We start from the raw sequence: 24,272 nt of genomic DNA, 5'->3' as shown, positions 1-24,272 counted from the left end.
TAACTTGGGCTTTTTGCTTATTTGGCTTATTTGAGCTGTTCTATAAGTGTCGGATAAATCAGCCCATCTACATTTTGTTCAGTTTTATAAATACCGTTTTCGACGTTAAATTTATTGACGTGATAGCTAGAGCCATAAATCGAGTCAAAGCCTTGAGATTTAGTAAATACTTTTTTATTGGCATTGATATCTAATAAATGCGTACCGCTAACCATCAACTCATATTGTTTTGGGTCAACCCCTGAACGATTTGCCATAATTTTAACTGCGTCAGCATGAGTTGCAGGGTCATTAATATATTTAACTGTTTTATCCCACACTTGAATGAGTTTTTTCCATTCCTCTTGATGAGCTGTTAAATGACTCATGTTGACTGTTAAGGTGTCGTAAATTAAACCCGGCTTGTCTTTAGAGGTATAGATAATTTTAGAGCCTGCCACTGCTTTTAATGCCTGACCTGCAACAGGTTGCCAAACAGCAATCGCGGAAATATCTGGGCTATTAAACACTTGAGGTAATTGGTTCGTCGCTGAATTTACCAGCTTCACCTCATTCGCTTTAATGTTATGGTCGGTTAAAGCTGTTGCTAGTAAAAGATGGTCAACCAAGCCTTTTTCGACACCAATCGATTTTCCTTTTAAGTCTTGAATGGTATTAATGCCCTCTTTTGCAATAATGACATCATTGCCCGCGGAATAATCCGTTGCCATGATCATCATGCCTTGCGTACCACCCGAAGCAGTTACCAAGTTATCACCATTGGTGACCAACACCGCATCGAGCTGATTTGCCGAAAAAGCCGAAAGAGAAGCCGAATAATCAAACCATTTAAACTCTACATTTAGCCCTGCTTCTTTTAACCAGCCTTTTTCAATAGCCACTTGCCAAGCCACCCAGCCCGGCCAATCACTATAGCCAATGGTAATTGGTTTTGTATTTGTGGATGCCTGAGCGTCTTGTTTAGCCTCGGGCACTTTAGCGGTATTGTCACACCCACCCAATACAACTGCCGATAAAATAGATACGGATAACAACGCTTTTTTAATCATATAGAAACTTCCCCAACATTTTTACTAACAATACTTTGAGCGGTTTGATTGAGTGACTGTATATAAGCTCGCCAGCCTCCAAAATGGCTAATATCGGTTGCATCTTGAATGGCATACGCTTCGCAAATAAAGCCTTTAACCCATGTTCCATCTTTTAATTTCAGGTTCCCAATACCAAGTGGTGCAGGTACTTCAGCCACAATGGCTCCAAAATTTGCTAAAGGAACATCCCACACTTCAACGTCAATTGACGTACCTGCTGCATCGCACTGTAGGCCTGGCTTTGGTGGTGTGGTATTTTTTAAAGCAAAGAGTTTATAAGCATCTGCCGTCTGAGTTTTCTTGAGCAAAGTGGCATTACGACTAGTGAGCTGAAAATTAAGGGGCATGCCTGTTAAATGTGCTCCCACAACGGCAAGCTGTACTGAATGATTCGAATGGATGTTTATACTTTTTTGATAATGTTGAGTTGATTTACCTAAACTCAGCGATGTCTCGGTTTGCCAAAGCTGCGCAAAATTGGCGAGTGCCTGATCGTGCCAAGCTGGTGCAATAAAGGTTACACCGCTTGGTAGACCGTCTTCACGAAGTACATTAGGTAAAGCTAAAGCAGAAAGATCAGCAAAATTAACAAAGTTGGTATAGGCCCCTATGTGCGCGTTTTTAGTCAATGGGTCGGCTTCAACTTCGGCAATGGTGTAAATGGTTGGCGCTGTCGGAACCATCAATGCATCAAAAGGTTGTAATGCCAAATTAATTTTTCGAGCTAGTACGGCGCGGTTATATTCGGCTTGAAGTGCATCTGTTGCCTTGAATTTATCTGCCTGCGCAATAATTTGAGCAATAACTGGATGAGCCTTTTCACGTGTTGTCATGCGTTCAACGGCGACTGTTCTTTCCGCTACCCAAGCATCGTTATACAGTGCGACAGCAAGCTCATTAAACGCACTGAAAGCAATACTCTCAACTTCGTAACCCAGTTTTTTTACACGCTCGACTGCAACTAAAAAGGCTTTTTCAGATTCAATATCACCATAAAACTCAAGTTGAGCTGGAATAGCAATTTTTTGTTTAGAAAACTGAGTCGGTACATTGGCTGGATGTACTCGTGAATATTCATCTGTTTCATCGTATCCCTGCATTAAGCTGGCAATGATCCACGCATCATCAACATGCAAGGCAAAAATGGAAATGACATCAATAGTCCGACATGCAGGGATTAAACCTGTGGTAGAAAACCAGCCCTTTGTTGGTTTAAGACCCACAATATTGTTATGGCCCGCAGGAACACGGCCTGACCCCGCCGTGTCAGTTCCTAAACTAAAAGGTACAATACCGTTGGCAACCACTACCGAAGAACCAGAGCTTGATCCACCGCTGATATATTCCGGGTTAAAACTATTTTTTACTGCACCATATGGGGAACGAACGCCAACCAGTCCAGTCGCAAACTGATCGAGATTGGTTTTACCCACCACAATTGCCCCTGCTTTTTTCAGTTTGGCAACGACGGCATTTTGTGTCGCTAAATATTGAACCTCTTTACAGGCAGCAGTGGTGTGAAAGTCAGCGACATCAATGTTGTCTTTAACTGCAAATGGCACACCATATAGAGGTAAGTCAGCAATATTCTGGTCTTTTAAAATATCAATTTGCGATTGAATCTGCTCGTTCGATGCAATTTCAATCCATGCATGGTCATCATTTTTAATTTCTGCCACATAGCCAATCATATCTGCAAGATGGATTTGCCCTTTTTGATATGCTGTTTTCCAGTCTTGGATGGTCCATAAATTTTTCAACACGCTACTCCTCATTTAGTCATTTTGTTGTATAGGCGGCATGACGGCATCCATCAGTTCTAAATGCCCTTTGATTACCCCTTTCAGCACAATAAATTGCTGGCTAATTTGTCTAAGCTCAGAACTCGCGCCCTGCATTAACATGACTTGCAATATCTTTTGTTGGTCGAGCTGAATATGAAGTGAACTAATCACCTGTGCTAAAAACTGTTGTTGCAAGTCAACCAATTGATTGCGCAAGGTCATTTGGCTAGCGTCATAAAGCAGCGTTAATGTGCCCACCATGACTTCATTAGCCTGTGCTTGCTCTGCAATCAGGTGTTTATTAATCATGTCGACAATGGCTTGCGAGCGACTTTCATAGTTCTGCTCGACAATTTTTTGGTCGAGCGCGTTGAGGGTCGATTCAGGTACGGTAATACTGATTCGAGCCAACTTTTGTTTCGGCACAGTCTTATCCTTTTGTTTTAGGCAGCTGATTGTTTTGCTTGATATATACGCCTGCACGTACGCTAAGCAATTCGACTAAAAAGGCTTTTAAAGTTTGCTTTGGTTGAACCACAGGTTTTACATCGTTCATATCACACCTCTAGCTTGGTATTACCAAATTCAGTTTTTGTATTACTGATATGAGATGCAGAAAATGTGCCAGTTTTTAAGCGTAGTTTTGATGGATTTGATAGATATTTATGAGTGTTTTTTGGGCATAAAAAAGCCCCATGCACAGGGATGGGGCTAATATTCATATTTTTAAAAAAGTTAATTTTTCATCTTATGACTGATTAATCATTGTATGTGCCCATACCGATAAAGACTCTAAAACAGGTTTAAAAGACTGGCCTAATTCGGTCATTTCATAAACCACTTTAATCGGTGCTTTTTCACCATAAACGGTTCTAGAGATTAAGCCACTTTGCTCTAATTGCTTGAGTTGCAGGCTTAAGGTCATTTCTGTAATGGTTGGCATTAATTGATTGATTTCATTAAAACGTTTTGGCCCATCTTTTAGATAATACAAAATCACGCATTTCCATTTTCCACCCACCAAATCCATAGCCATACTGATATGGCATGGATACGTTTTTCCATTTATCGTAACTTCACATTTATTTTCAGGTTTTGCCATTTTTAAACGCTACCTATCAACTTTGATAGTTATTGTACGCCCATACTATAAAAATTATAGTGACTATTATTTTTATAGTTTAAAGGCACTCTCATGGCTTTACTGATTTTAGCTCATCCCTACTACGCTCAATCAATTGCAAATAAAACGATTGTGAATGAACTCGTAAAAACCTATCCGGACCTTGAAGTGCGAGATATTTTCCAGCTTTATCCGGACTATAAAATTGACGTCAGCGCTGAACAAGAAGCGTTGTTACGCCACGACACCATCATTCTGCAATATCCAATGTTCTGGTTTAATATGCCGGCAATTTTGAAGTTATGGTTTGATGAAGTTTTTACTTATCAGTTTGCTTATGGCTCTCAGGGCGATAAATTAAAAGATAAAAAAGTCATTATTAGTATGACGGTCGGGCAAAAAGAAGCGAACATGGTGAACGACCAAGAAAACTTAATCGATAGCTTTTTAAAATCAGTTCAACATTCAATTCAATATACACAAATGCAGTTAAGCGGCACATTTTTGCTTTATGACGTATCGCCTTTATCGGGTAACCCAGAGTCGAAAATTAAATTAGAAGCTGTTGAACATGGCCATAAAGTATTAAAACATTTGACCGAAGCATAATAAAAAAGAGAGCATCAATATCGATGCTCTCTTTTGGTTTAAGCGACTGGTGCCAAAGTAAATAGTACTTGTCCTGTTTTTACGGTTTGCCCTTTTTCAATGGTAATGGTTTCTACTTTCATGCGTTCCGGCGCAATAATCGGAATTTCAATTTTCATTGCTTCAATTACTGCAAGGGTTGCACCTTCTTCAACAATATCTCCTGATGCACATTCGATTTTCCAGATTGAACCCGGCATGTGTGATTCGACTGCACAGCCTCCTTCAGGAATAACCACGGTTTCACCTTCATCAACAGCATCTAGGCTTTCAGAGATATATTCTTGTAAGCCCGCTTCGTGCCAACGGCGGCGCTCAGCCTCAAAGTTAGCTTGTTGCATGTCTTTAAAGGCTTGAATGCTGTCTTGATGTGTTTTTAAAAACTCGTTGTATTCTTTTAAGTTAAGCACACCATCTTCAATACGAAGTTGTAGTCGGCCCGCCTTAAAGTCTTCACGCATTTGTAGAAGTTCAGTCTCAGAAACTTCATAAAACTTAACTTGGTCAAAAAAGCGCAGTAACCACGGTTTGCCTTCTTCGAAGTTGGCATTTTTACGGTAACGGCTCCACATTTGGGTCGTGCGACCAACAAACTGGTAGCCACCCGGCCCTTCCATACCGTACACACACATATACGCCCCGCCAATGCCGACCGCATTTTCAGGTGTCCAAGTTCGCGCAGGGTTATATTTTGTGGTGACTAAACGTTGGCGTGGATCGAGTGGCGTTGCAACGGGTGCACCTAAATACACATCGCCTAAACCCATCACCAAATAGTTTGCGCTATAAACCACATCTTTAACTGCTTGCTTTGAAGCTAAGCCATTAATACGGCGAATAAACTCGACGTTATCTGGGCACCACGGTGCATCTGGTCGAACAATTTGTGTGTAGCGCTCAGTTGCAAGTTGAGTCTGCGAATCTTCCCAAGCCAAAGGCAAATAGACAGTCCGTGAAGGCACCTGCATATTTTGAATATCGGGTAATTCGGCTTCTGCCTGTTGAAGTTTCTGTAAAAGCTCAAGTTGATCGAGCTGGATTGAATCAAAATGAATCTGTAGTGAACGAATGCCCGGTGTTAAGTCGATAATGCCCTGAATGTTTTGATCTTTGACCCATTGCATAAGCGCATGAATACGGAAGCGTAAATTTAGGTCAAGTACTAACTCTCCATATTCCACCAACAAATAGCTATTTCCCGCTGGTCGATAGGTCACGCCTGGTAAGTCAGCTTCACCGTCTAAAGTAGCTAAAACGGCATCTTTTAAAGTGTCGGGTTCTGCTTGAATAGCTGGATTAAAATCGATCTGAGTTGTATCAGTCGCGGTTAAACTTTGATGATATTTTTGATCGAGTGCTTTTGCTTGCGCATAACTCACGGGTACAAATTTGACCTTGTCGCCTGCTTTTAGCTGCCCGATTTTCCAAAGCTCGGAATGAATGACTACCGCAGGGCAAACAAAGCCGCCTAAGCTCGGACCATCTGGACCCAAAATAATTGGCATATCGCCAGTAAAATCAATTGCGCCAATCGCATAAGCATTGTCGTGAATATTGGAAGGATGTAAGCCTGCCTCACCGCCATCTTCACGTGCCCACTCAGGTTTCGGCCCAATTAAACGAATACCTGTCCGGCTTGAGTTATAGTGAATTTCAAACTCATTGGCAAAGAACGTATCAATATCTTGTTTGGTGAAAAAATCTGGTGCGCCATGTGGGCCATACATGACTGCAATTTCCCAGTTTTGGGTAAAGCTAGGAATTTGCGCTTGAGCTAAAGCTATAGTCGTTTGAGCGGAATATTCAGTAATCGGCAGCATATCGCCAATTAATAAATTACGGCCTGCGTGCCCACCAAACTGCCCCAAAGTAAAAGTCGCCTGTGACCCTAAATACTCAGGAACATCGAAACCCCCTTTCACGCCTATATAGCTACGGCAACCTGAACGGATAAGCCCACATTTTAAAACTTGGCCTTTTTTCACATTAATGGTTTGCCACATCGGCACCAGTTCGCCATCAAGTTTTGAAGGCATATCACCGCCTGTAATGACAATTTGGCTATCGCAGTGAAACTTTAAAGTTGGCCCTTGCAAGGTGCATTCAAGTCCTGCCGTATTTGGCTCATTGGCTAGAAGCTGGTTTGCCACCGTTAAACTGAGTGGATCGATGGCACCTGATGGCGGCACCCCAACATCCCAATAACCTAATCGGCCTGTTACGTCCTGAATGGCAGTTTGAATACCAGACTGCAAGACCTCAATTTTTTGCGTTTTCCATTCAAACGTATTTAAAAATCGAGTGGTTTGAGTACCCAAAGCAAACACATCACAAGCAATAATGTTTTGTAAATATTCTAAATTGGTTTCGATGCCAGCCACCTGCGTGTTGGCAAGACTAGCACTCATTGCCTGTATGGCTTGGTCCCGTGTTGCAGCAGTCACAATGATTTTGGCAATCATTGGGTCATAAAAAGACGATACCGTTGAACCTGTTTCAACCCATGTTTCGACTCGGGCTTGCGGGTCAAATTTAACATGTGTAAGCAGGCCTGCACTCGGCTGGAACTGTTTAATTGGGTCTTCGGCATAAAGACGAACTTGAATGGAATGTCCTGTTGGCTCTAACTTTTCTGTTGGTGCTGACCAGTCACCGCTTGCCAAAGTAACCATCCATTCAACTAAGTCGACACCAAACACTTGCTCGGTCACGCCGTGCTCGACTTGCAAACGCGTGTTGACCTCTAAGAAATAAAACTCTTGGGTTTCGGTATCCATGACAAATTCAACTGTGCCTGCCGAGCGATAGTTCACCGACTGCATGAGTTGAATCGCAACTTTTTGGAGGTGGTCACGTTGTTGTTCATTTAAGTGGGGCGCGGGTGTTTCTTCAATGACTTTCTGATTACGGCGTTGTACCGAACAATCACGCTCACCCAAGGCTAAAACTTGCCCTTTCCCATCACCAAAAATTTGCACTTCAATATGGCGTGCATGTTGTACAAATTTTTCTAAATATAAACCTGCATCTTTAAAATTGACCTGCGCTAAATAAGATACGGTTTGGTAGGCATCTTTTAATTCAGTTTCATTCCAGACCAGACGCATACCAATACCACCACCGCCCGCGGTACTTTTCAGCATGACTGGATAGCCAATACGAGCAGCTTCGGTCAAAGCCTCGGCTTCATTAGCTAGTAATGAGCTACCCGGAAGTAAAGGCACATTGCTTTTAATAGCGAGTTCACGTGCGGTATGTTTTAAACCAAAATCCAGCATTTGGCTTGAAGTTGGCCCAATAAAGGCAATGCCTTGGCTTTCGCACAAATCACAAAACTCGGCATTTTCAGACAAAAAACCATAACCGGGATGAATGGCTTCTGCTCCCGACTGTTTAGCAACCTCAAGGATTTTTTCAATATTTAAATAACTTTGATGTGCAGGTGCAGGGCCAATCAGAAAAGCTTCATCGGCCAAAGTCACGTGTAACGAGTCACGGTCGGCCTCGGAGTAAACTGCAACTGAAGCGATCCCGAGTTTTTTAAGGGTGCGAATTACGCGACAGGCAATTGCACCGCGGTTAGCAATCAGAACTTTTTTAAACATGCTTACACCCCTTCCGCTTCACGGACAACCAGTTGAATTTTGGTTGGGTTATAGGCATTACATGGGTTATTGAGCTGCGGACAATTTGAAATTAAAACAATCAAATCCATTTCCGCCCGAACTTCTACATATTTTCCCGGACCTGAAATTCCATCATCAAATTTAAGCTGACCGTCTGGCGTAACAGGCACATTCATAAAGAAGTTAATATTTGGGCCGATGTGACGGACATTTAAACCATGCTTTTTTGCAATCGGGTGTTTTGCCAAGGCATACATAAAGTTGTTACGGCAACTATGCATTGGGTAGGTTTCATGTGCATAGCGAACTGTATTACTTTCACATGAGCAAGCACCGCCAATGGTGTCATGGCGCCCACAGTTATCATCATGAATAACGGCAATTGGACGACCCAAGTTACTATAGAGTTTAGTGCCCTTTTCTAAATAGATTTGTTGGTTGATGGCCAAAGTGTCCATTGCGCTATAACGCTCAGTCGGGTTTTCTGCACTCATAAATAAAGTATCGACCGCTTGGTTTCCCTCAAGGTCAATAATTCGAAAATATTGGCCCTTTTTAACCTCGCACATCCACGCTTCGCCAGCAGGACAAACTTCATTTAAAACTGCTTTTTCAAATGATTGTAAAACTGTCATGATGCTTCTCCTGATTTAAATATTGCTAAGTGCGTAGTAGCGGGCTGTGTTTTGGAACGCACGCTGATTTTGCGAACATGCATCACGACAAATATCGCTGTCTGTTAGAGAATTGGCTTTAAATAAACTGAGTTGAATATCGGCAGGTTGATAGCTTGGGCTAGTGTCTAAACCATGCGGCGCGGCAGATAAAAATAATAGGCAGTCCATTTCAAAACGCAGTTCAATGCTTTGATTGGTGTTATCAGAACTGACATAAGACAAAGCACCGTTTTCATCTGGTGCAACTTTAGAAAATAGATTAACGGTGGCACTCAGGTCTTGGCTGGCAAGTCCGTATTTACACATTTCAATGAGTAAGCTGTCTAAGCCGTTTTGGTACATATCATTGCGGGCATCTTGAAATGTACGAGTACCGAATTGCTTTTCAATTTGTTCTGGTCGGCTTGGGCCACAAAGTGCATCATTCCAACCATGATCATCACGAACAATGGAAGCCATGACACGGCCAAGGTCTGAGTACAATACGTTGGAAGCTTTTAAATAGACAGTGTGTTGCCCTTTTAAACTGTCGGGCATGTTGAAACGTTCAAGCACATCGGCAGCATTTACACAAAACAAAGAAACATTTGCCTGAGCGCCAAGCGATGTAAATCTAAGAATAGTTCCTTTTTGAATACGACCCGACCAGTGATGTCCGCCGGGTAAAAGTTCGGTCCAAATCGCCTGATTGTTATGATAACTTGCAGTGTTCATAGCTACTCCTGTCGGATAGTTTTAGACTTCCTCCCGGGCTTTTATCCCTCCGTGTAGTTCGCTAGGAACCGTGAACTCTCGGTCCAGTCATACATAAAGTATCGGAACCCTAGATCACTTTTGATTGGTTATGACTATGCAAAGGACATGCCAGCTTAGTATTACGTTTTTGGTGAAAAGTAATACTAAACTTGAGCCGTTTAGGTGCGATTTAAGTTCAAAAATAAAAAACTGCATTCAAAATTGTGCACTTCAAAATAAAAAAGCCCCTTTCAGTAAGAGGCTTAAGAATGAATTATAAGATTGAAAGTTTTAAGGAAGCAGAATCACCTTACGGCAGTCCTCTTCTCTTTCATTAAAAATGCGGTAACCCTCTGCGGCATCTTCTAATTTCATTCGATGGGTAATAATCGTTTCAGGTGTTAATTCACCACGCTCAATCAATTCTAAGAGTTGGGGCAAATATTGATGCACATGGGTTTGTCCCATTTTAAAAGTTAAGCCTTTATCAAAAGCATCACCAAATAAAAAACCATGAATCGGGCCTGCATATACGCCCGGTACACTCACCACTCCACCACGGCGAACCGCGGCTATACATTGACGAAGCGCTGCGCCACTTGAACCTTCAAGTTTTAAATTGGTCAGGACTGTTTCAATCACACTGCCTTTTGCCTCGAAACCAATCGCATCAATCACCGCATCGACGCCACGATAATTGTCAGTATTTTGAATAATAAATTCGGCTGCATCGACTTCATCAAAATTAACCGGAATAGCGTCATAGGTTGCCGCCGCATAGTTCAATCGATATTCATTGTGATCGACCATAAATATTTTTTCAGCGCCAAGCATCTTGGCACAAGCAGCACTTAATAGCCCAACCGGACCAGCACCATAAATTGCAACGGTTGAGCCACGTTTCACTTGGGCATTATTCACTGCCTGCCAAGCCGTAGGCAAAATATCGGTCAAGAAAAGTACTTTTTCATCTGACAGTGAGCCGGGTACTTTAAAAGGTCCTTTATTGGCTTTTGGCACACGCACATATTCTGCTTGCCCGCCCGGTACACCGCCGTAAAGATGACTATAGCCAAATAAAGCTGCACCCGGTGGAATCTGCTTTTTATTGATAATCGCGCCGCGCCCTGTATTGGTGGTCTCACATGCAGCGGTTAAGTCGAGTTGGCAAAAGAAACATTCACCACAGGCAATCACAAATGGCACAATCACACGGTCGCCCTTTTTGACTGCAGTGACGGCTGGACCGACCTCTTCAACAATGCCCATGAACTCATGCCCAAAGATATCGCCATGTTCAGTCTTTGGGATTTTGCCTCGATATAAATGTAAGTCGGAACCACATATCGCTGTGGCAGTCACACGTAAAATAATGTCATCTGGTTCTTGAATAATCGGGTCTGCAACCGTTTCTACTCGAACGTCTTCTGCACCGTGGTAAGTAAGAGCGCGCATTTGTTATTCCTCTATTTCCTATAATTGTCATTTGATTATGAGGAGGCTTTCTTTACGGTTTGCAACGATTGTTATTTTTCACGTAAGGCATATTGCTTAAATGCAAATGAGTTAAGGCTCCACTTCTAACAAAAAAGGTGCAATATAGAGATGAAATCACGCCGATAAACTAGAATTCCACCCTAGTGAAAAGCATGCTAATATCCAAATTCTGACAATTACTCATGTCAAATTTACTTTAGAGGGAACAAGATGTTAAAAACTCAAAAAATCAACATCGTACAAGAATTTGATGCACCCGTAGACAAGGTCTTTGCAGCCTTAAGTGAACACGAAAACCTAAGTAAACTTTTTGCCCCTGCTAAAGTCACTCGCATTAGTAATGGAAAGGATGCACGTAATGGGGTTGGCTCTGCACGCAAGATGTCTATTCCGTTTACACCTTCATTTGTTGAAACAAATTTAGTCTACAAAGAAAATGAACTGATCGAGTACGCAATTACAAGCGGCATTAGCCCAATTAAGGCACACCGTGGTGTGATGCAATTTACAGACTTGGGAAATAACCGAACTCGTTTAAATTACACCATTAGCTTTAAAGGTCGCGTTCCTTTTATTGGTCCTATCATTAAAGCGGCTTTACAAAATGGCGTGAGTCGTGGGCTAAAAAAACTTAAGTTTTAATAGACCAATATCTACAAAAAAAAGCCCAGTGATGGGCTTTTTATTTTAGTGTTTCTAGACTTAATACTCAGACAGCTTTCTTAAAAAATAATCTAATAATTTATCCTGTTCATCTACGCTATTGGCACTTAACAACTGAACCATTGCCCCATCAATCACAAACAAAAACATGTGAGCATCTTCCATTAAGGCTGCGGGTTTGATGGTTAAAAGTAGGCCATGTATTTGAGTCACTAACCAGTTTCTATAATCAACCACCACTTTATAGGCAGTGGGATAAAACTTTTCAGTTTCAAAAATGGCCTTAAAAGGCAAACGGTACAGCCCTTCGAGGTTGGCATGGAGATAAAATATTTTTCTCAGCTTATCAAACACCATAAGTTCACGATAAGAATGAATAATAGAAAATACCTCTTCTTTTAACCCATCTTTTTGAAAGGTTAAGCACATTTCAATGAGCCTTTCTTTTGAATGAAAATGGTTATAAAACGTGGCTTTGGTCACCTTAGATTCGGCAATAATTCGGTCAATACCGACTTTATGAAATCCATATTGGTTAAATAAATCTTTTGCTGTATGAAGCACTCTGAGTGCTCTAAATGAAGCTTCTAAATTTGGCATAGTTATACCGTTTAAAATAATTTCTTGTTGTATATAAAAGAGATAGACATACCGTCACTCTTAAATTGAGTGCTAAATACAGGCATGCAAAAGCCGCACAATAAAGATGTGCTCGTCTATCTCGGGTTTATTGTTGCTATGATTTTTTAGTCGTAACGATGTTTAGGTGTAAAAACCTAGAGTCGGTTAAACCAATTTATAGAGTATTTAAACGGTATAAATAGAGAGATTTTGGCAAAGGCCAAAAATTGAGAAGAAATAGTACGCATGAGCGAACTCCTATATGCATAAAATTTCTGCCAATCACTGCTAAATGATTATGGTGGCAGAACGAAAGAGGGTTAGCAGACTGGGCATATAGAACCAGCACGCACAAGGCGTCCCCCTTCCGTCCTACCGCTACGAATGGGGGACGAACGAGTTCGCCACCAAAAAATTGCTTTTTTGATGCGCTATACGCTCTCGGTCTGCTAAAACCGACTGGCAATGTAGGCCAGCAGGCAAAGGATAGTATTCGCTTTTGATATCGTCAAGCGTGGGAAATGACATTTGTTTTAAAATAGATCATTAAAAAGTAAGGGGAAATAAAATAGTTTCTTTGTTATTTATTTCTTATTTAAATTAATATTTATATATTTATCTTAAATTTACAGACAATATAATTCAATAGTCTATTTTCAATAAATGATAGTCTTCTAATATTTCTATATTTAATTACTCATTGTATAAAAAATAGTTTTATAAGGAGGCTAACAATTATTTAGGTTTTATCTATTAAATAACTAAAAATCTAGAAATAAGAAGTTCTCCCGTTTTTACTTTAATATTCAATTTTAATAATTAAATATTTTAACTAATAAGGAGGGTTTAGCCCCCCCTTATATAAAACAATAAAATTTATTTCTAAATATTACTTCGCTTTAAACGAGTTAAAAATTGGGTTAGAAATTTCTTGAGATTCACTCAAGTCATTACACCAATAATCCATGAAAGTGACCTTAACAAAAAACCGCTCAAATACAATTACTTTAATTGCTATACGAAACAAATTAAACTCTTGTTGATCGATTTGGTCTAAATAAACTTCTGAATATTCCTCAAAATGATCAACTTTACTTTCTACATTTGACCATTCTGATTGCGCTAATGGGTAATTACTAGCTAATACTTGAAGTATGGATTCAGCATACTTCTGACGGCTCATTGTTTCTTGCTCTGGTCGATCCCACGCTCCAATAAATAGTTCCTTTTCTATAGGAGCGTCATATCCATCTGGTTTATAAAAAAACTCTATTTCACTTACCTCACCATGACTATAAACATCCTCAACACCATAACCAAGTGCTATAGGATCAAACATGCGTAATAACCATGCTTGAGACAATTGAATAATCCATTGATCGGTACCAAATTCCTTTATTTCCTTCAAATATGTATAAATATTTTCCGGCGGTACTTCTGCTTGCATATAAGCATCTGATATTAAATTAAAATGAGGCACACGGAAGACATCAGTATAATTAGTCTGCAAAGGAATATGAATTACATTATGTTCAGATAAGCCTTTTAAAACTCTATAATCCGTGTTTATTACATAAGCCTTTTCTGGTGACCAAAAGGCATCAGAACCCAAATGATGTTTAACTATTTCACGCTGTTCATCCACATGTTCTGTTTTTTCAAATATATCTTGTACTTGCTCAGTTAATTGAATGTAAACAGCATCATCTGATAACTTTTCTACTTTATACGCGGGGGTAGACAATAAACACTCTAAGCCAAATAAATCGACATAAGGTTTACCAAATACCGTTCCCCAATACATATCTGGTAACCAATGTTTTAGTTCATGGGAAAAAGGTGTTACCCCACGCCATCCTTCTTTAATTCCTAACTGTGGTTCCGAATGACGATTTGCATCAATAATTGCTAAGTCCGCATTAAATTGTAAGGTAGTAGTTTTCAGATAATTTATCAATTTATGCTGATCAATTTGAGTAAACTCTGAGGTAAGATATTCCTCACTATGCGTCTCTCCATGCAATGAAGGCCAAAAACTTCCTTGATAACGAGGCTTTTTTAAACGTTGGCACAATAATCGATCAGCGGCTCCCCCTTTGTCATTAGGAACTAATTTTTCTATTATCTCAGGTGAAAATGGGGTTTTTAATGGTTCCCAAAAACCACACTTCTCTGGAAGCATTTCTGGGAAAAAGTTACAGTAATTATGTACTCTTTTAAAAAAATCTTGGGGCTCTCTCAACATATTTGGAGTAAAAATTTTACTATGAATAGGGCGTTTAAACTTCATTTGATAATTTCCTAATATGGGTGGAGTGTCTGTTTAATAGGATCAAATCTTTGAATTGTTCCCTTATTAGATAAAATATTATTCTTTACTGTTTCGGATATTTTTGTGTTCATATTCACAACCAAACTAACTGGTTTTCCTGTTGCAGCATAGCCTCTAAGCTGTTTAGTATCTGTAAGATATTGAACATTCTTGAACTCAACTAATGTGCCGCCATTACCGAATGCATCTGGAATAATATTAATTTGCCCATCTCTCTCTGTTTTTATAGTAATCATTTGTCGATCGGTATTTCGCTTTACTCCCAATTTACTTGCAACACTGGTTTCAAACTCCTTTCCATTCATCCTATTGCGTGTAACAACATCTACTCTATTTTGATAAACTGTTTGAACATAAGAGCGATCTATTTTTAATTTATCTAGCTCACTCTTTGCAAGTTTTAATGACTCTCCCTTGCCTGGTTTTAAATCAGTGCCAACAACCAAATCTATTGCAGCCATTGCCCGATCAAATGGAGAGGTGCTTCGGCCAAATACAGTCAATAAATCATCAGCAATACCTATTAGCTCATCAGCACTCTGCTCCTTTAAGGATGCTACGATGTCATCTTTTGTGACTTGTTTCCCTGTTTTTCTTAAAGCATTATATTTATCCAAAGTTTTCACTAAAACTTTGCCTGTAGTTGTTGCTAATCGAACTAAAGAGTTATTCTGGATTGCAGTATCAGCACTGTTCGCAGCAGTATTAACATCATAACCTGTATATGCTGCAACCGTTCCAGAAACTAATTTACCAATATTCCGGATTTTTAGTTTTTCTGCATCAGTATATTCAATACCATTGGCTGGTTCTGGCATTAACCCTGCCACTATTTCACCTACGCCAGCGCCAATCGCACCTGCCTCACAGCTAGACTTCGTTGCAGCTGCTGTTGCACATCCAACAGCGGCGTGAGCAATTTTATGAATTGTATATTCAAATATATTCGGATCAACTTTATCTAAACTTGTTCCAATCTGACTAGCTAACTCTCCTTGTAATGCCCCCGCTAGACCTGCTAGTAAAGCAACCTGTAAATTATCGCCAAGATTCCCACCATTAATGGCAGTTTGTACCAAGGTGGATCCTACAGAGGTGGTAAAATTATTCATTAAACGATCAGGAAATAAAGTACTATCAGGTTTAAGATTCAATGCCGTACTTACCTGACTTAATAATCCAGCAGTTACAACACTTGCTGCTAAATTTCGGATCGACTCTTTACTACCCAAATCGTTTAGAGTTTTACCAATATCTCCCCCATTATTGATCAAACTGATACTAGCCTGAGAAGCTATAGTCGTAATTGCTGCTTGACTCATTGCAACAGCAGAGCCACCTAGAGTCGATGCTGTTCCACCTAGTGCACCGACTACTGTCGCCCCCGCTCCAGCAGTTGCTGCTACGACGATAATAGCAATAATCGCTGCCCCTGCTCCAGTTAAACCTTGTGATTTATAATCCCAATCCTTTTGAGTAAGGAGAACCTTCTGCCAATCCACATCATTACGATTGACTAAATCTTTAAGGTAAGTATTTCCAGATTGGTTTGCTAATTTTAAAATTTCATCCCGAAGTACTATTTTATTGGCATCTTTTTCGCTTATCGGTATTTGTACGCTCAGCCCACCAGTGGCTTTAAAGATCGGTGGTGTGGGACCATTAAAACTTGGAAGTTTGGCTGTTTCTGTAATAGAGCCTTTATCCTGCATAGATTGCCAGACAACTGAGTTAGAATCTCTTTTTTTAGTTTCGGTTATCTTAGTAACAATATCTTGTAGAATAATTTGCGCCCCCTCAACTGCATTTTCACCGACACCAGCTTTAATTTCAGCATGACCAAGTTTATTTTCAAACTCGGATCCTCTAATCCATGTGGTATTTCCTGAACTTAAATTGGTATTTCGCTGAGCAACCAATACAGCTGGCAACTCAGATTCAACAGAACGAGTTGAACTCACTGTACTTGTATTATATTTCACCCCAAAAAGCTTAGACTTTTTGGACACGTCAATTTGACTGAACTGGCTTGTCGGTTTAGTCCAGAGCCTTAAATAACCCCCTGCATTTAAGTTAATATTTCCATCATGACTCTGTAAATCTGTGGATACCAATGTGAGGCTTCCATTCGAAGAGATTTTAATATCCCTATTTGAAATTATAGAAGTAGGTGTAGGTGTATTGGTATTATAAGTTTCCGTTTCTGTAACCGTTTTACGTTTATACCAATTGCCAGTTTTATAAGTTTTTGTGGAGTATTTATATAATTCTTCTTGAGTTGCTTCTAAACGTAAATCTCCAGAAGCAGCTAAATTTACTCCATCAATTCCACCATTTAAGGAAGAAGAAACTATTGTTAAGCCATTATTTCCCCCAAGCGTTTCTATTTTTACCGATTTTGAACCATTAATATAACTTGGAGTATTAAAACTGGCATACCCATAATTATTTGCTCCAGCCACTCCATATTCAAACTCATCTAACAGTCCAGCAATATAAATACTGGTAGGCGATTTTTGTATAACGACACTATTGGGTAAAATTTCTGTTTTATTTCCAACATCTGGATCTTGGGATAACAGTCCTTTTGCCCTTATTAATACACTAAGTCCATCAACTTGAGTCCCCTCCAGTTTGATACCGCCATTAGACAATATATTGACATTACCTTTCGCCCAATAGGGAGTACCTGTACCGATAGCCGCAGCCTTTGTCCATGGTAATATTTCTGCATATGAATGCTCGATTGCCTTCCCTTTGGTTTTTAACATTTCTAAACCTTGAGACATGATATTTCTTTGCTGCACCATAGACTCAAAAGTTTGTGCTTTATAATTAGCTTGATCTTGTTTATATCGTTCAATTTGCGCATCTAAAGCAGACAGTTCTATGCCAATTTCTTGAATACGTTTTTGTGTAACGTAATCAACTGCCGTATTCTTAACACCACTAATGACAACATCACCATCTGTTGCTGTAATGTTAATATCTCTTGGTATAAAAGCGTTACTGGAGCTAGCTTGTAACTTTGCTCCATTAATATGCACTTTTGTTCCAATTAAATTAATATTGCCATCAGTCGTTTGTATTTTTACAACTTGCTCTGATCCATTTCCATTTTTTCCTCCATACCCATTCAGGTTTAATGCTCCATTTTTTGAAATAAGCTGGACATCACCTTTAGCATTCAACGTGTGGATCTTTGGGTCAATCGTTAAAGCACCATTGGTCTGGATGGTAAGATCACCATTTAAATCTTTGAGAGCAGGATCACTTCTGAGAAAAGCACTATCAACTGCATTTAAGGTTAATGTTGCATTAGAAGGTGTAGTCAAAACATTGCCAGCCTCTAATGATATTGCCCCACCAGTATAGGTAGTATTTTGAGCAGCGTGGCTACCGCCACTTGTCATTGACAAAATACCCTTGGCTGTTAAATTACTTTCAACATAGGGTGTCCAAACTGTAGTTGTACCATATTCACCATTAATATAAATATTTTTCTTGCTACTTAAGGCTAGATGCTTATCAGAATTAGCTGTAACACCTAACAAAGTTAAATGATCTTTAGACGATATTTCAGTGTTACCTTTAGAGTTTAAAATACTATTTTTAAAATTTAATTTTCCTTCGCTATTAATTTTCAACTCATTAGCAGCTATAAAACTTGTTCCATTATCAACAACTAAATCATTCTTCTTATTATTGATATTAATATTCTGTGCTGTAATAGTCGTAGGACTTAAAACTGATCGGCCATTATCATCATTATGCATACTTACATCATTATTCGCCAAGATTTTAAGGCCATTGTTACTTATAAGTTGAACATCACCTTGATTGGCCATTATATCTGTTGCTGAGATACTTAAAGCACCTTCACCTGTTGAACCAACAACAACGCCTTTAGCTCCGTTAATATTAGTTTTATTAGTAGTGATTACATCATAAGAAGCCATTGAATCAAAATGTTGCATAGATGATAAGTTAACATCTTTGTTCGCAAGCAGTGAAATCTTTCCAGCTATTGAATTAGCTTTTAAGCTGAAAGTTTTTAAATTACCCGCTAGAGCTGTAACGTTAATATCATTTTGAGCAGTCAATGCATTATCTAAAACCAAATCAGCAATTTCTGCGGTTAAACTAATATTGTTTTGAGAAGTAAGAGCCGTATTTAATGTTAATTGATCTGCTTGTAGCTGAATACCACCTTTACTAGAGAACCCTTGTGATGAAAGACTTAAATTATTCTCGGCATCCAATGCAACTTTCCCTGTAATCTGGGGTAGAACTTTTGTTGCATTGTTCCAGACCAAGTTACGCCCACTGTGAGCATTAATGTTCTTGACTCGTGTTACATAATTTTCAAGTGCAAATCCAAGATTCTGTAAATTTACATCTCCTGAACTATATAAGTTTAAATCTTTACCCCCATAAATAGTCCCACCTCGAATATCAATTAAACCATCTGTATTTGAAGAATCTACTTGTAGGTTTATTGAACCCAAGGATGCCTGTATCTGATTTTCGTTTAGTGAGAGCTTACCTCGCCCAGATACATTTAAATTTTGTGCTGCTATTAATTTTGCACCTTGTGCTGCAACCACATCTTTTTGTGACTGAATATAAGCAGAACCACGATTACTGGTTATGCCTGCGTTAGTTGCCAGATTGATGTTCGCTGCATCAACATATAACTCCCCACTCTGCGCATCATTAAAAATTCGACTATTTGCTGCTAAATTTAAATTCCCTTTAGTATTGATGATTAAAGGAGAGGAAGCCAAGCTACCATTATTAATAATAATTTCTTTAGCATTTACATTCAGATTATTACCTGAATCAATATTGAGCATGCCATTACTATTGATACTACCTGATGAATTGATATCTGCAGCTACACCAACACCCGTTGTTTGCACACTGACTAAACCTTGGGTTTTACTGGTTGAACTGATAGTACCGCTATGCTCAATTTTCCCTGCACTGGTAATCACCAGATTGTTGACTGCTTGAAGTGTCCCCGCATTGGTAACGCCCAAGCCCTTTTCTGTACCCATCAGATATATGTTATTGGCATACATCCCACCTAGAGCTTTAACATCCACAGCCAATGTCGGTGCAGTTCCAGTACCTGTTTTAGCTGTAACATCCTGCAAATCTGCACTGACATTATTTGCCCCGGCAATCACCTGAATATCATTTTTGGCACGTAGTTCAGCACTAAGTTCTAATGCACGAGCATAGAGGTCCACATAGTTTGCATCATTATTATTTCCCCCTAATCCAAACTTCGAGTTAGGATTTGCTGAAATCGTAATTCTTCCTTGATCAACTGTGAACTGTTTGATACTGCCATCAGCATTTAACTGGGGCTTACCTGTAGTAAAAATTGCTTTATTGGCATTAATAAAGCCACCGCCTTTAATATTAATACCAGACGGGTTGGCAATAATCACATCTGCCATTTGCCCTGCAACTTCCAAATTCCCTTCAAAGCGTGAAGCGACTGTTGAATTTACTTCATTGAGGATGACACGAGCTTCACCAGTCGCTAAAAATGGGTTCGCCCCCACGCCCCCTATCGTTTTGGTGATAGCTCCTGTTCGGCTATTATTTAAAACAGCGCCTTCAGCCAACACATCAAACTGTTTATAGATATTGTGGGAAATACCATTTTTAGGAGTCTGGATATTAACCACTGGAACTGTTGTGCCTGCTGAGTTCTTGCCAGCAGCAATGACAGCTCGGTTTGCAGCATTTGCTGCACTATCTGCAATGATATCAGCATAGACTGGAGCAAAAGGTACCATTAAGCTCATACTTGTCACTAATGCCTTGACATGCCACAGTTGATGAAATGATTTTTCTTGTACCAGTAATTGCCCAGAACTCACTATTTCTGAGGATGTGGATTGTCCTGTCGCCTTGCTCTGACTCCTGACATTCTCAGCAACTGCCATAAACATGTTACGCGCTTTGTTAAAAACAATTCGATAAAGATTTTTATTCATAAGTCAGTTTTCTCTAATTAAAATTAATCTTTTTTCATAAGGAAACTTAATAAAAAGCATTTAGGCTAAATCCAAATATCCAGTCTTTTTTTATACTTTGCGGAGCGATTAGACCGCGCCCTGTAAAGGCATCAATATAAAAATGGTTCAGGTAACTACGCACCCCCACGACACTCCCCATCAGATGGCGCTGCCCAGCAATACTGTTCTCACCGTTCACCCAGCCCTGATCTACAGCCATGTAAAATTGGGTATTAGGAATTTGTGTATTTACGCTGATTTCCTGTTGTAAATACTGTCCGTTATCGCCTGATAGCATCAATTCACCATCAAAACCTCGAACGCTATAACGACCACCGATATAAAACCGGTCATTAGGTACTAACACTCGTGGAGCATATTGTCCACGCCAGTTCAAACGGTATTGAGCAGGCGTATCTAAAAGCAAAAATGGCATTTGAAAACGTAAATCGGCACTCCAGATCGGTGCACGGGAATACCCTTCTGACGGTAATGGATTTTTATCAATATCCTTAATTTGTTCTTCTGGTGCTAACAACGCATCAAAGGCGCCTGTACCATGCCGATAATCCAAACCCGCATCTAATACAGCATCCCCCAGATATTGCCGATGTTGAATCCCGGCATTCCAGCCTGACGTTCTTCTATGTTGGACTTCAATTTCAATATCATCAATAAAGTTTGAGTTTTGCTTATGGTAGAGCTTGCCATAGAGAGTGGTTTTATGTTGCCCACTTCGGCTAAGGACTCGAGATACATTCAAGTTACCCTGCTCACTTAAGCCGTGATAACGTAGTACACTATTTGCACCCAATACATTTTGCTCGTATTGATAACGGCTATAGCTAGTACTAAAATCATAGTTTCCTAACGGAAGCTGATAACTTACAAAGTAGTTTTTATTTAAGTCTCGATGTAAGTTATCTAATGAATGACTAAAATTAAAAGAAAGAGAATCGCTTAAGTAGAATGGATTGTTAATACTGACTCCTAAGCTACCGATGTATTTACCAGTATCTTTACTACCTGAATTATCCAAGCCTAAATTTAAACTGATCTTTGAATGTGCCTGTAACTTAATAACCAGATCGCTATAACCTTGAGTATCCTGAACAGACTCGTTTGACGGCACAATTTGTATATCTACCGTATAAGCTCGTTTTAAGTTTTCTAGCCCCTGATCAAGTTGTTGTAAATTCAGGACATCACCTTCTTTAAAGGGTAAAGCTGCTTTAAGTTGTAATAAGGAGAGTTGCTCACCTTCTACGATGATTTTACGTAAACGCCCAATCTGCACACCAAGTCGCAAAGAACCTTGCTGGATATCTTGAGGGTCAACAGTAACCTGACTGGTAATAAATCCTTTTTTAATCAACTCATTTTGGGCAAAATTAACGAGGTTATGTAAGCTTTGCGTACCGATACATTTGCCAATGATCTTCTGGGGATGGTTCCAGATTGCCCGAAGCATAAAGTGAAATTTATAATATTCAGGGTCCTGTAACGTTTTGCTATCAAAATTAATATTCTTGACCTGAACACATGGCTCTTCCGGAACAACTATAGTTTTAAAATCCTGCAATTGGGTAGTATCAGGTTTAGGTGGAAGTTGAGTGATTTGCGCTTCTAATTGTTGATTAAGCTCTTTTAAACGTTGTTCCTGACGTATACGATCTGGTAAAGAAATATCATCGATAGCATAAGCATGCGTAGCTAACCCATATAAAAGAAAAAAAGCGTGAGTAAAAAAAATTTTGTTTTGCATAAAATATTATTTTTAATTTACCAAATAGATAAAAAATCAAACAAAAACTACATGAATCATTCATAATCAACAACAAATGTCATAAAAAATTCATAATTGAAACATTTTGGAAATTTTTTAAATATTTTTAATTTTTATTAATGTATACCCATGATTTAAATATTTAGAAAACAATAGTTGTTCATTAAAATTAATTTCCATCTTCTTTTATAAGATATAAATTCAATTCTTTTCATATTTTTAGAAGTATTTTACTTACTAGGCTAATTTTTATCATTATTCTTAAAAAAGAATATTTAATAAGAGTTAAGCAACCTAAAATTACTTAACTCCTTAGAAAGGCTTAATCAATCCATCAACTTTTTACGACGATACAACCCACAATTCCCAGAAAATAGCGCTGCCAACAAACAGGTAATAATGGCGTAAGTGGCAACATTCATTCCAAATAGCTCAACAGCTAAAATAATAGATGTTAACGGTGCCTTACTCGCCCCTGAAAACAGGCTCACCAAACCTAAACCTGCAAGCAATGAAATTGGCAGATTTAAAACTGCGCCTAAAGCATTGCCTAATGTCGCACCTACATAAAACAATGGCGTAATTTCACCACCTTTAAAGCCTGAACCTAAAGTGATGGCTGTAAAAATAGTCTTGTTAAAAAAGTCGTAAAACTCAATCGGCACATAAAAAGATGAAATGATTTTATCTGTACCCAAACCATTGTATTGCTGATGCGCAGTGAACAAAGTAAGTAGCATAATGACAATACCGCCCACCATCGTTCTTAAAGGCAAATACCGAACATATTTATAAAAAACGTCACTCGCAAAATGAATAGCTGCAATAAAGAAACGCGCAACTAAACCAAAGATCAACCCTGCCGCAATCAGGCTCATGAGCGTTCCAAAATGAATGGCTGGAAACTCGCTAATTACATAAAAAACATGCGGATGAACAATTTCGAATAGCTCAGGGATGGCCGAAGCAATCAGCGCCGACACAAAACATGGAAAAATGGCTGAGTATCTTAAATTACCTAAGGCAGTAATTTCTAAACCATAGATTGCACCCGCCAGAGGCAAGCCAAACACCCCCGCAAAGCCCGCGCCAATACTAGCGATTAAGCAAATTTTTCGGTTATCTTCCGAGATTTTTAATATATGGCTTAAGTGGTCAATTAAAGCACCTGAAAGCTGAACTGCTGGCGCCTCACGCCCTGCCGAACCACCAAACAACTGCGTTAAAATTGAAGTAATAAAAATGATGGGGCTCATTCGTTTTGGAATAAACGACTTGGGTTGGTGAATTTCATCTATGAGTAAATGAGTTCCGCGTTCAATGGGCGAACCATATTTTTTAATGAGATAACCAATACCAAAACCCACAAAAGGCAAAAAGTAGATGAGCCAGTGATGCAGGCTTCTGACTTTGTTGGAAATATCAAAGGCAACAAAAATTAAAGTCGAGGCCAACCCCGCGACGACTCCAATCACGATCGAGATGACGAGCCAATAGACACTGTATTTTAGAATTTGATCATATTCAGATGAAGGTAGAATTTTCATTCGCTTTCTTCAATTCGCCTTTGAGTGAGTGCCAAATTCTCAAATTATTTTTATGCTGCCAGCTCATTAAGTGAGAAATGCTTAAACTGGGCTAAAAATTAAAGCCC

At 39.3% G+C, this 24,272-nt stretch carries 16 protein-coding genes and 1 riboswitch; of the genes, 2 read left to right on the top strand and 14 right to left on the bottom strand.

Features of this window, described 5'->3' with window-relative positions; all coding sequences use genetic code 11:
- Window positions 1–26 precede the first annotated feature (26 nt).
- From EGS71_RS20270 to EGS71_RS20250, 5 genes are all read right to left on the bottom strand, one after another.
- Window positions 27–1,049, bottom strand: coding sequence for an ABC transporter substrate-binding protein (locus EGS71_RS20270; RefSeq protein ID WP_000591251.1), 1,023 nt, complete (start codon window positions 1,047–1,049; stop codon window positions 27–29).
- Window positions 1,046–2,854: an allophanate hydrolase gene (gene atzF, locus EGS71_RS20265; protein WP_002011156.1), complete on the bottom strand. Its 1,809-nt coding sequence runs from the start codon at window positions 2,852–2,854 to the stop codon at window positions 1,046–1,048. The genes EGS71_RS20270 and atzF overlap by 4 nt, the downstream gene beginning before the upstream one ends.
- Before the next feature lie 12 nt (window positions 2,855–2,866).
- Window positions 2,867–3,301, bottom strand: coding sequence for a CopG family ribbon-helix-helix protein (locus tag EGS71_RS20260; protein ID WP_001125930.1), 435 nt, complete (start codon window positions 3,299–3,301; stop codon window positions 2,867–2,869).
- 4 nt (window positions 3,302–3,305) lie between these two features.
- Window positions 3,306–3,431, bottom strand: coding sequence for a hypothetical protein (locus EGS71_RS20255; protein ID WP_001000629.1), 126 nt, complete (start codon window positions 3,429–3,431; stop codon window positions 3,306–3,308).
- Between the two features lie 192 nt (window positions 3,432–3,623).
- The gene (locus EGS71_RS20250; protein ID WP_001118141.1) at window positions 3,624–3,977 is read right to left on the bottom strand and encodes a winged helix-turn-helix transcriptional regulator; all 354 of its coding nucleotides are present in this window, start codon (window positions 3,975–3,977) and stop codon (window positions 3,624–3,626) included.
- A gap of 93 nt (window positions 3,978–4,070) precedes the next feature.
- Between EGS71_RS20250 and EGS71_RS20245 the strand changes: the two genes are divergently transcribed.
- Window positions 4,071–4,607 (top strand): NAD(P)H-dependent oxidoreductase, encoded by a 537-nt coding sequence (locus EGS71_RS20245; protein WP_001196271.1) that lies wholly within the window; start codon window positions 4,071–4,073, stop codon window positions 4,605–4,607.
- A gap of 38 nt (window positions 4,608–4,645) precedes the next feature.
- Here EGS71_RS20245 and uca read toward each other — a convergent pair whose 3' ends face one another.
- The 4 genes from uca to EGS71_RS20225 form a co-directional block, all read right to left on the bottom strand.
- Entirely contained in the window at window positions 4,646–8,251 is a 3,606-nt protein-coding gene (gene uca, locus EGS71_RS20240; RefSeq protein ID WP_000475266.1) for an urea carboxylase, read from the bottom strand.
- Window positions 8,252–8,253: 2 nt separating this feature from the next.
- Window positions 8,254–8,907 (bottom strand): urea amidolyase associated protein UAAP2, encoded by a 654-nt coding sequence (locus EGS71_RS20235; protein ID WP_000217385.1) that lies wholly within the window; start codon window positions 8,905–8,907, stop codon window positions 8,254–8,256.
- A 15-nt stretch (window positions 8,908–8,922) separates the two neighbouring features.
- A complete protein-coding gene (locus EGS71_RS20230) occupies window positions 8,923–9,663 on the bottom strand; it encodes an urea amidolyase associated protein UAAP1 (RefSeq protein ID WP_001090548.1) in 741 nt (246 codons plus the stop codon).
- A 28-nt stretch (window positions 9,664–9,691) separates the two neighbouring features.
- A riboswitch (guanidine-I (ykkC/yxkD leader) is annotated at window positions 9,692–9,787 on the bottom strand.
- Between the two features lie 188 nt (window positions 9,788–9,975).
- The gene (locus EGS71_RS20225; RefSeq protein WP_001202393.1) at window positions 9,976–11,139 is read right to left on the bottom strand and encodes a zinc-dependent alcohol dehydrogenase; all 1,164 of its coding nucleotides are present in this window, start codon (window positions 11,137–11,139) and stop codon (window positions 9,976–9,978) included.
- Between the two features lie 252 nt (window positions 11,140–11,391).
- Between EGS71_RS20225 and EGS71_RS20220 the strand changes: the two genes are divergently transcribed.
- Entirely contained in the window at window positions 11,392–11,823 is a 432-nt protein-coding gene (locus EGS71_RS20220) for an SRPBCC family protein (RefSeq protein ID WP_000921226.1), read from the top strand.
- 60 nt (window positions 11,824–11,883) lie between these two features.
- On the opposite strand, the gene EGS71_RS20215 is transcribed toward EGS71_RS20220, so the two are convergent.
- From EGS71_RS20215 to EGS71_RS20190, 5 genes are all read right to left on the bottom strand, one after another.
- Window positions 11,884–12,444, bottom strand: coding sequence for a TetR/AcrR family transcriptional regulator (locus tag EGS71_RS20215; protein ID WP_001133104.1), 561 nt, complete (start codon window positions 12,442–12,444; stop codon window positions 11,884–11,886).
- A gap of 910 nt (window positions 12,445–13,354) precedes the next feature.
- A complete protein-coding gene (locus EGS71_RS20205; RefSeq protein ID WP_000669679.1) occupies window positions 13,355–14,755 on the bottom strand; it encodes a hypothetical protein in 1,401 nt (466 codons plus the stop codon).
- Window positions 14,756–14,766: 11 nt separating this feature from the next.
- Window positions 14,767–20,811: a DUF637 domain-containing protein gene (locus EGS71_RS20200; protein WP_002015586.1), complete on the bottom strand. Its 6,045-nt coding sequence runs from the start codon at window positions 20,809–20,811 to the stop codon at window positions 14,767–14,769.
- A gap of 46 nt (window positions 20,812–20,857) precedes the next feature.
- Entirely contained in the window at window positions 20,858–22,597 is a 1,740-nt protein-coding gene (locus EGS71_RS20195; RefSeq protein ID WP_001179931.1) for a ShlB/FhaC/HecB family hemolysin secretion/activation protein, read from the bottom strand.
- Window positions 22,598–22,944: 347 nt separating this feature from the next.
- On the bottom strand, window positions 22,945–24,165 hold the full coding sequence (locus EGS71_RS20190) for a chloride channel protein (protein WP_000698630.1): 1,221 nt from the start codon (window positions 24,163–24,165) through the stop codon (window positions 22,945–22,947).
- Between the last annotated feature and the right edge of the window lie 107 nt (window positions 24,166–24,272).

The organism is Acinetobacter sp. FDAARGOS_559 (genome assembly GCF_003940475.1).
Classification (GTDB): domain Bacteria; phylum Pseudomonadota; class Gammaproteobacteria; order Pseudomonadales; family Moraxellaceae; genus Acinetobacter; species Acinetobacter baumannii.
The sequence above is the reverse complement of the archived record's forward strand: the minus strand, read 5'-3'. Positions and strand labels throughout refer to the sequence as shown.

Coding starts and splice junctions, on each gene's coding strand:
- EGS71_RS20205 (WP_000669679.1), bottom strand. CDS start 14,755: ATGAAGTTTAAACGCCCTATTCATAGTAAAATTTTTACTCCAAATATG.
- EGS71_RS20255 (WP_001000629.1), bottom strand. CDS start 3,431: ATGAACGATGTAAAACCTGTGGTTCAACCAAAGCAAACTTTAAAAGCC.
- EGS71_RS20245 (WP_001196271.1), top strand. CDS start 4,071: ATGGCTTTACTGATTTTAGCTCATCCCTACTACGCTCAATCAATTGCA.
- EGS71_RS20200 (WP_002015586.1), bottom strand. CDS start 20,811: ATGAATAAAAATCTTTATCGAATTGTTTTTAACAAAGCGCGTAACATG.
- EGS71_RS20195 (WP_001179931.1), bottom strand. CDS start 22,597: ATGCAAAACAAAATTTTTTTTACTCACGCTTTTTTTCTTTTATATGGG.
- EGS71_RS20270 (WP_000591251.1), bottom strand. CDS start 1,049: ATGATTAAAAAAGCGTTGTTATCCGTATCTATTTTATCGGCAGTTGTA.
- EGS71_RS20215 (WP_001133104.1), bottom strand. CDS start 12,444: ATGCCAAATTTAGAAGCTTCATTTAGAGCACTCAGAGTGCTTCATACA.
- EGS71_RS20230 (WP_001090548.1), bottom strand. CDS start 9,663: ATGAACACTGCAAGTTATCATAACAATCAGGCGATTTGGACCGAACTT.
- EGS71_RS20250 (WP_001118141.1), bottom strand. CDS start 3,977: ATGGCAAAACCTGAAAATAAATGTGAAGTTACGATAAATGGAAAAACG.
- uca (WP_000475266.1), bottom strand. CDS start 8,251: ATGTTTAAAAAAGTTCTGATTGCTAACCGCGGTGCAATTGCCTGTCGC.
- EGS71_RS20190 (WP_000698630.1), bottom strand. CDS start 24,165: ATGAAAATTCTACCTTCATCTGAATATGATCAAATTCTAAAATACAGT.
- EGS71_RS20235 (WP_000217385.1), bottom strand. CDS start 8,907: ATGACAGTTTTACAATCATTTGAAAAAGCAGTTTTAAATGAAGTTTGT.
- EGS71_RS20220 (WP_000921226.1), top strand. CDS start 11,392: ATGTTAAAAACTCAAAAAATCAACATCGTACAAGAATTTGATGCACCC.
- EGS71_RS20225 (WP_001202393.1), bottom strand. CDS start 11,139: ATGCGCGCTCTTACTTACCACGGTGCAGAAGACGTTCGAGTAGAAACG.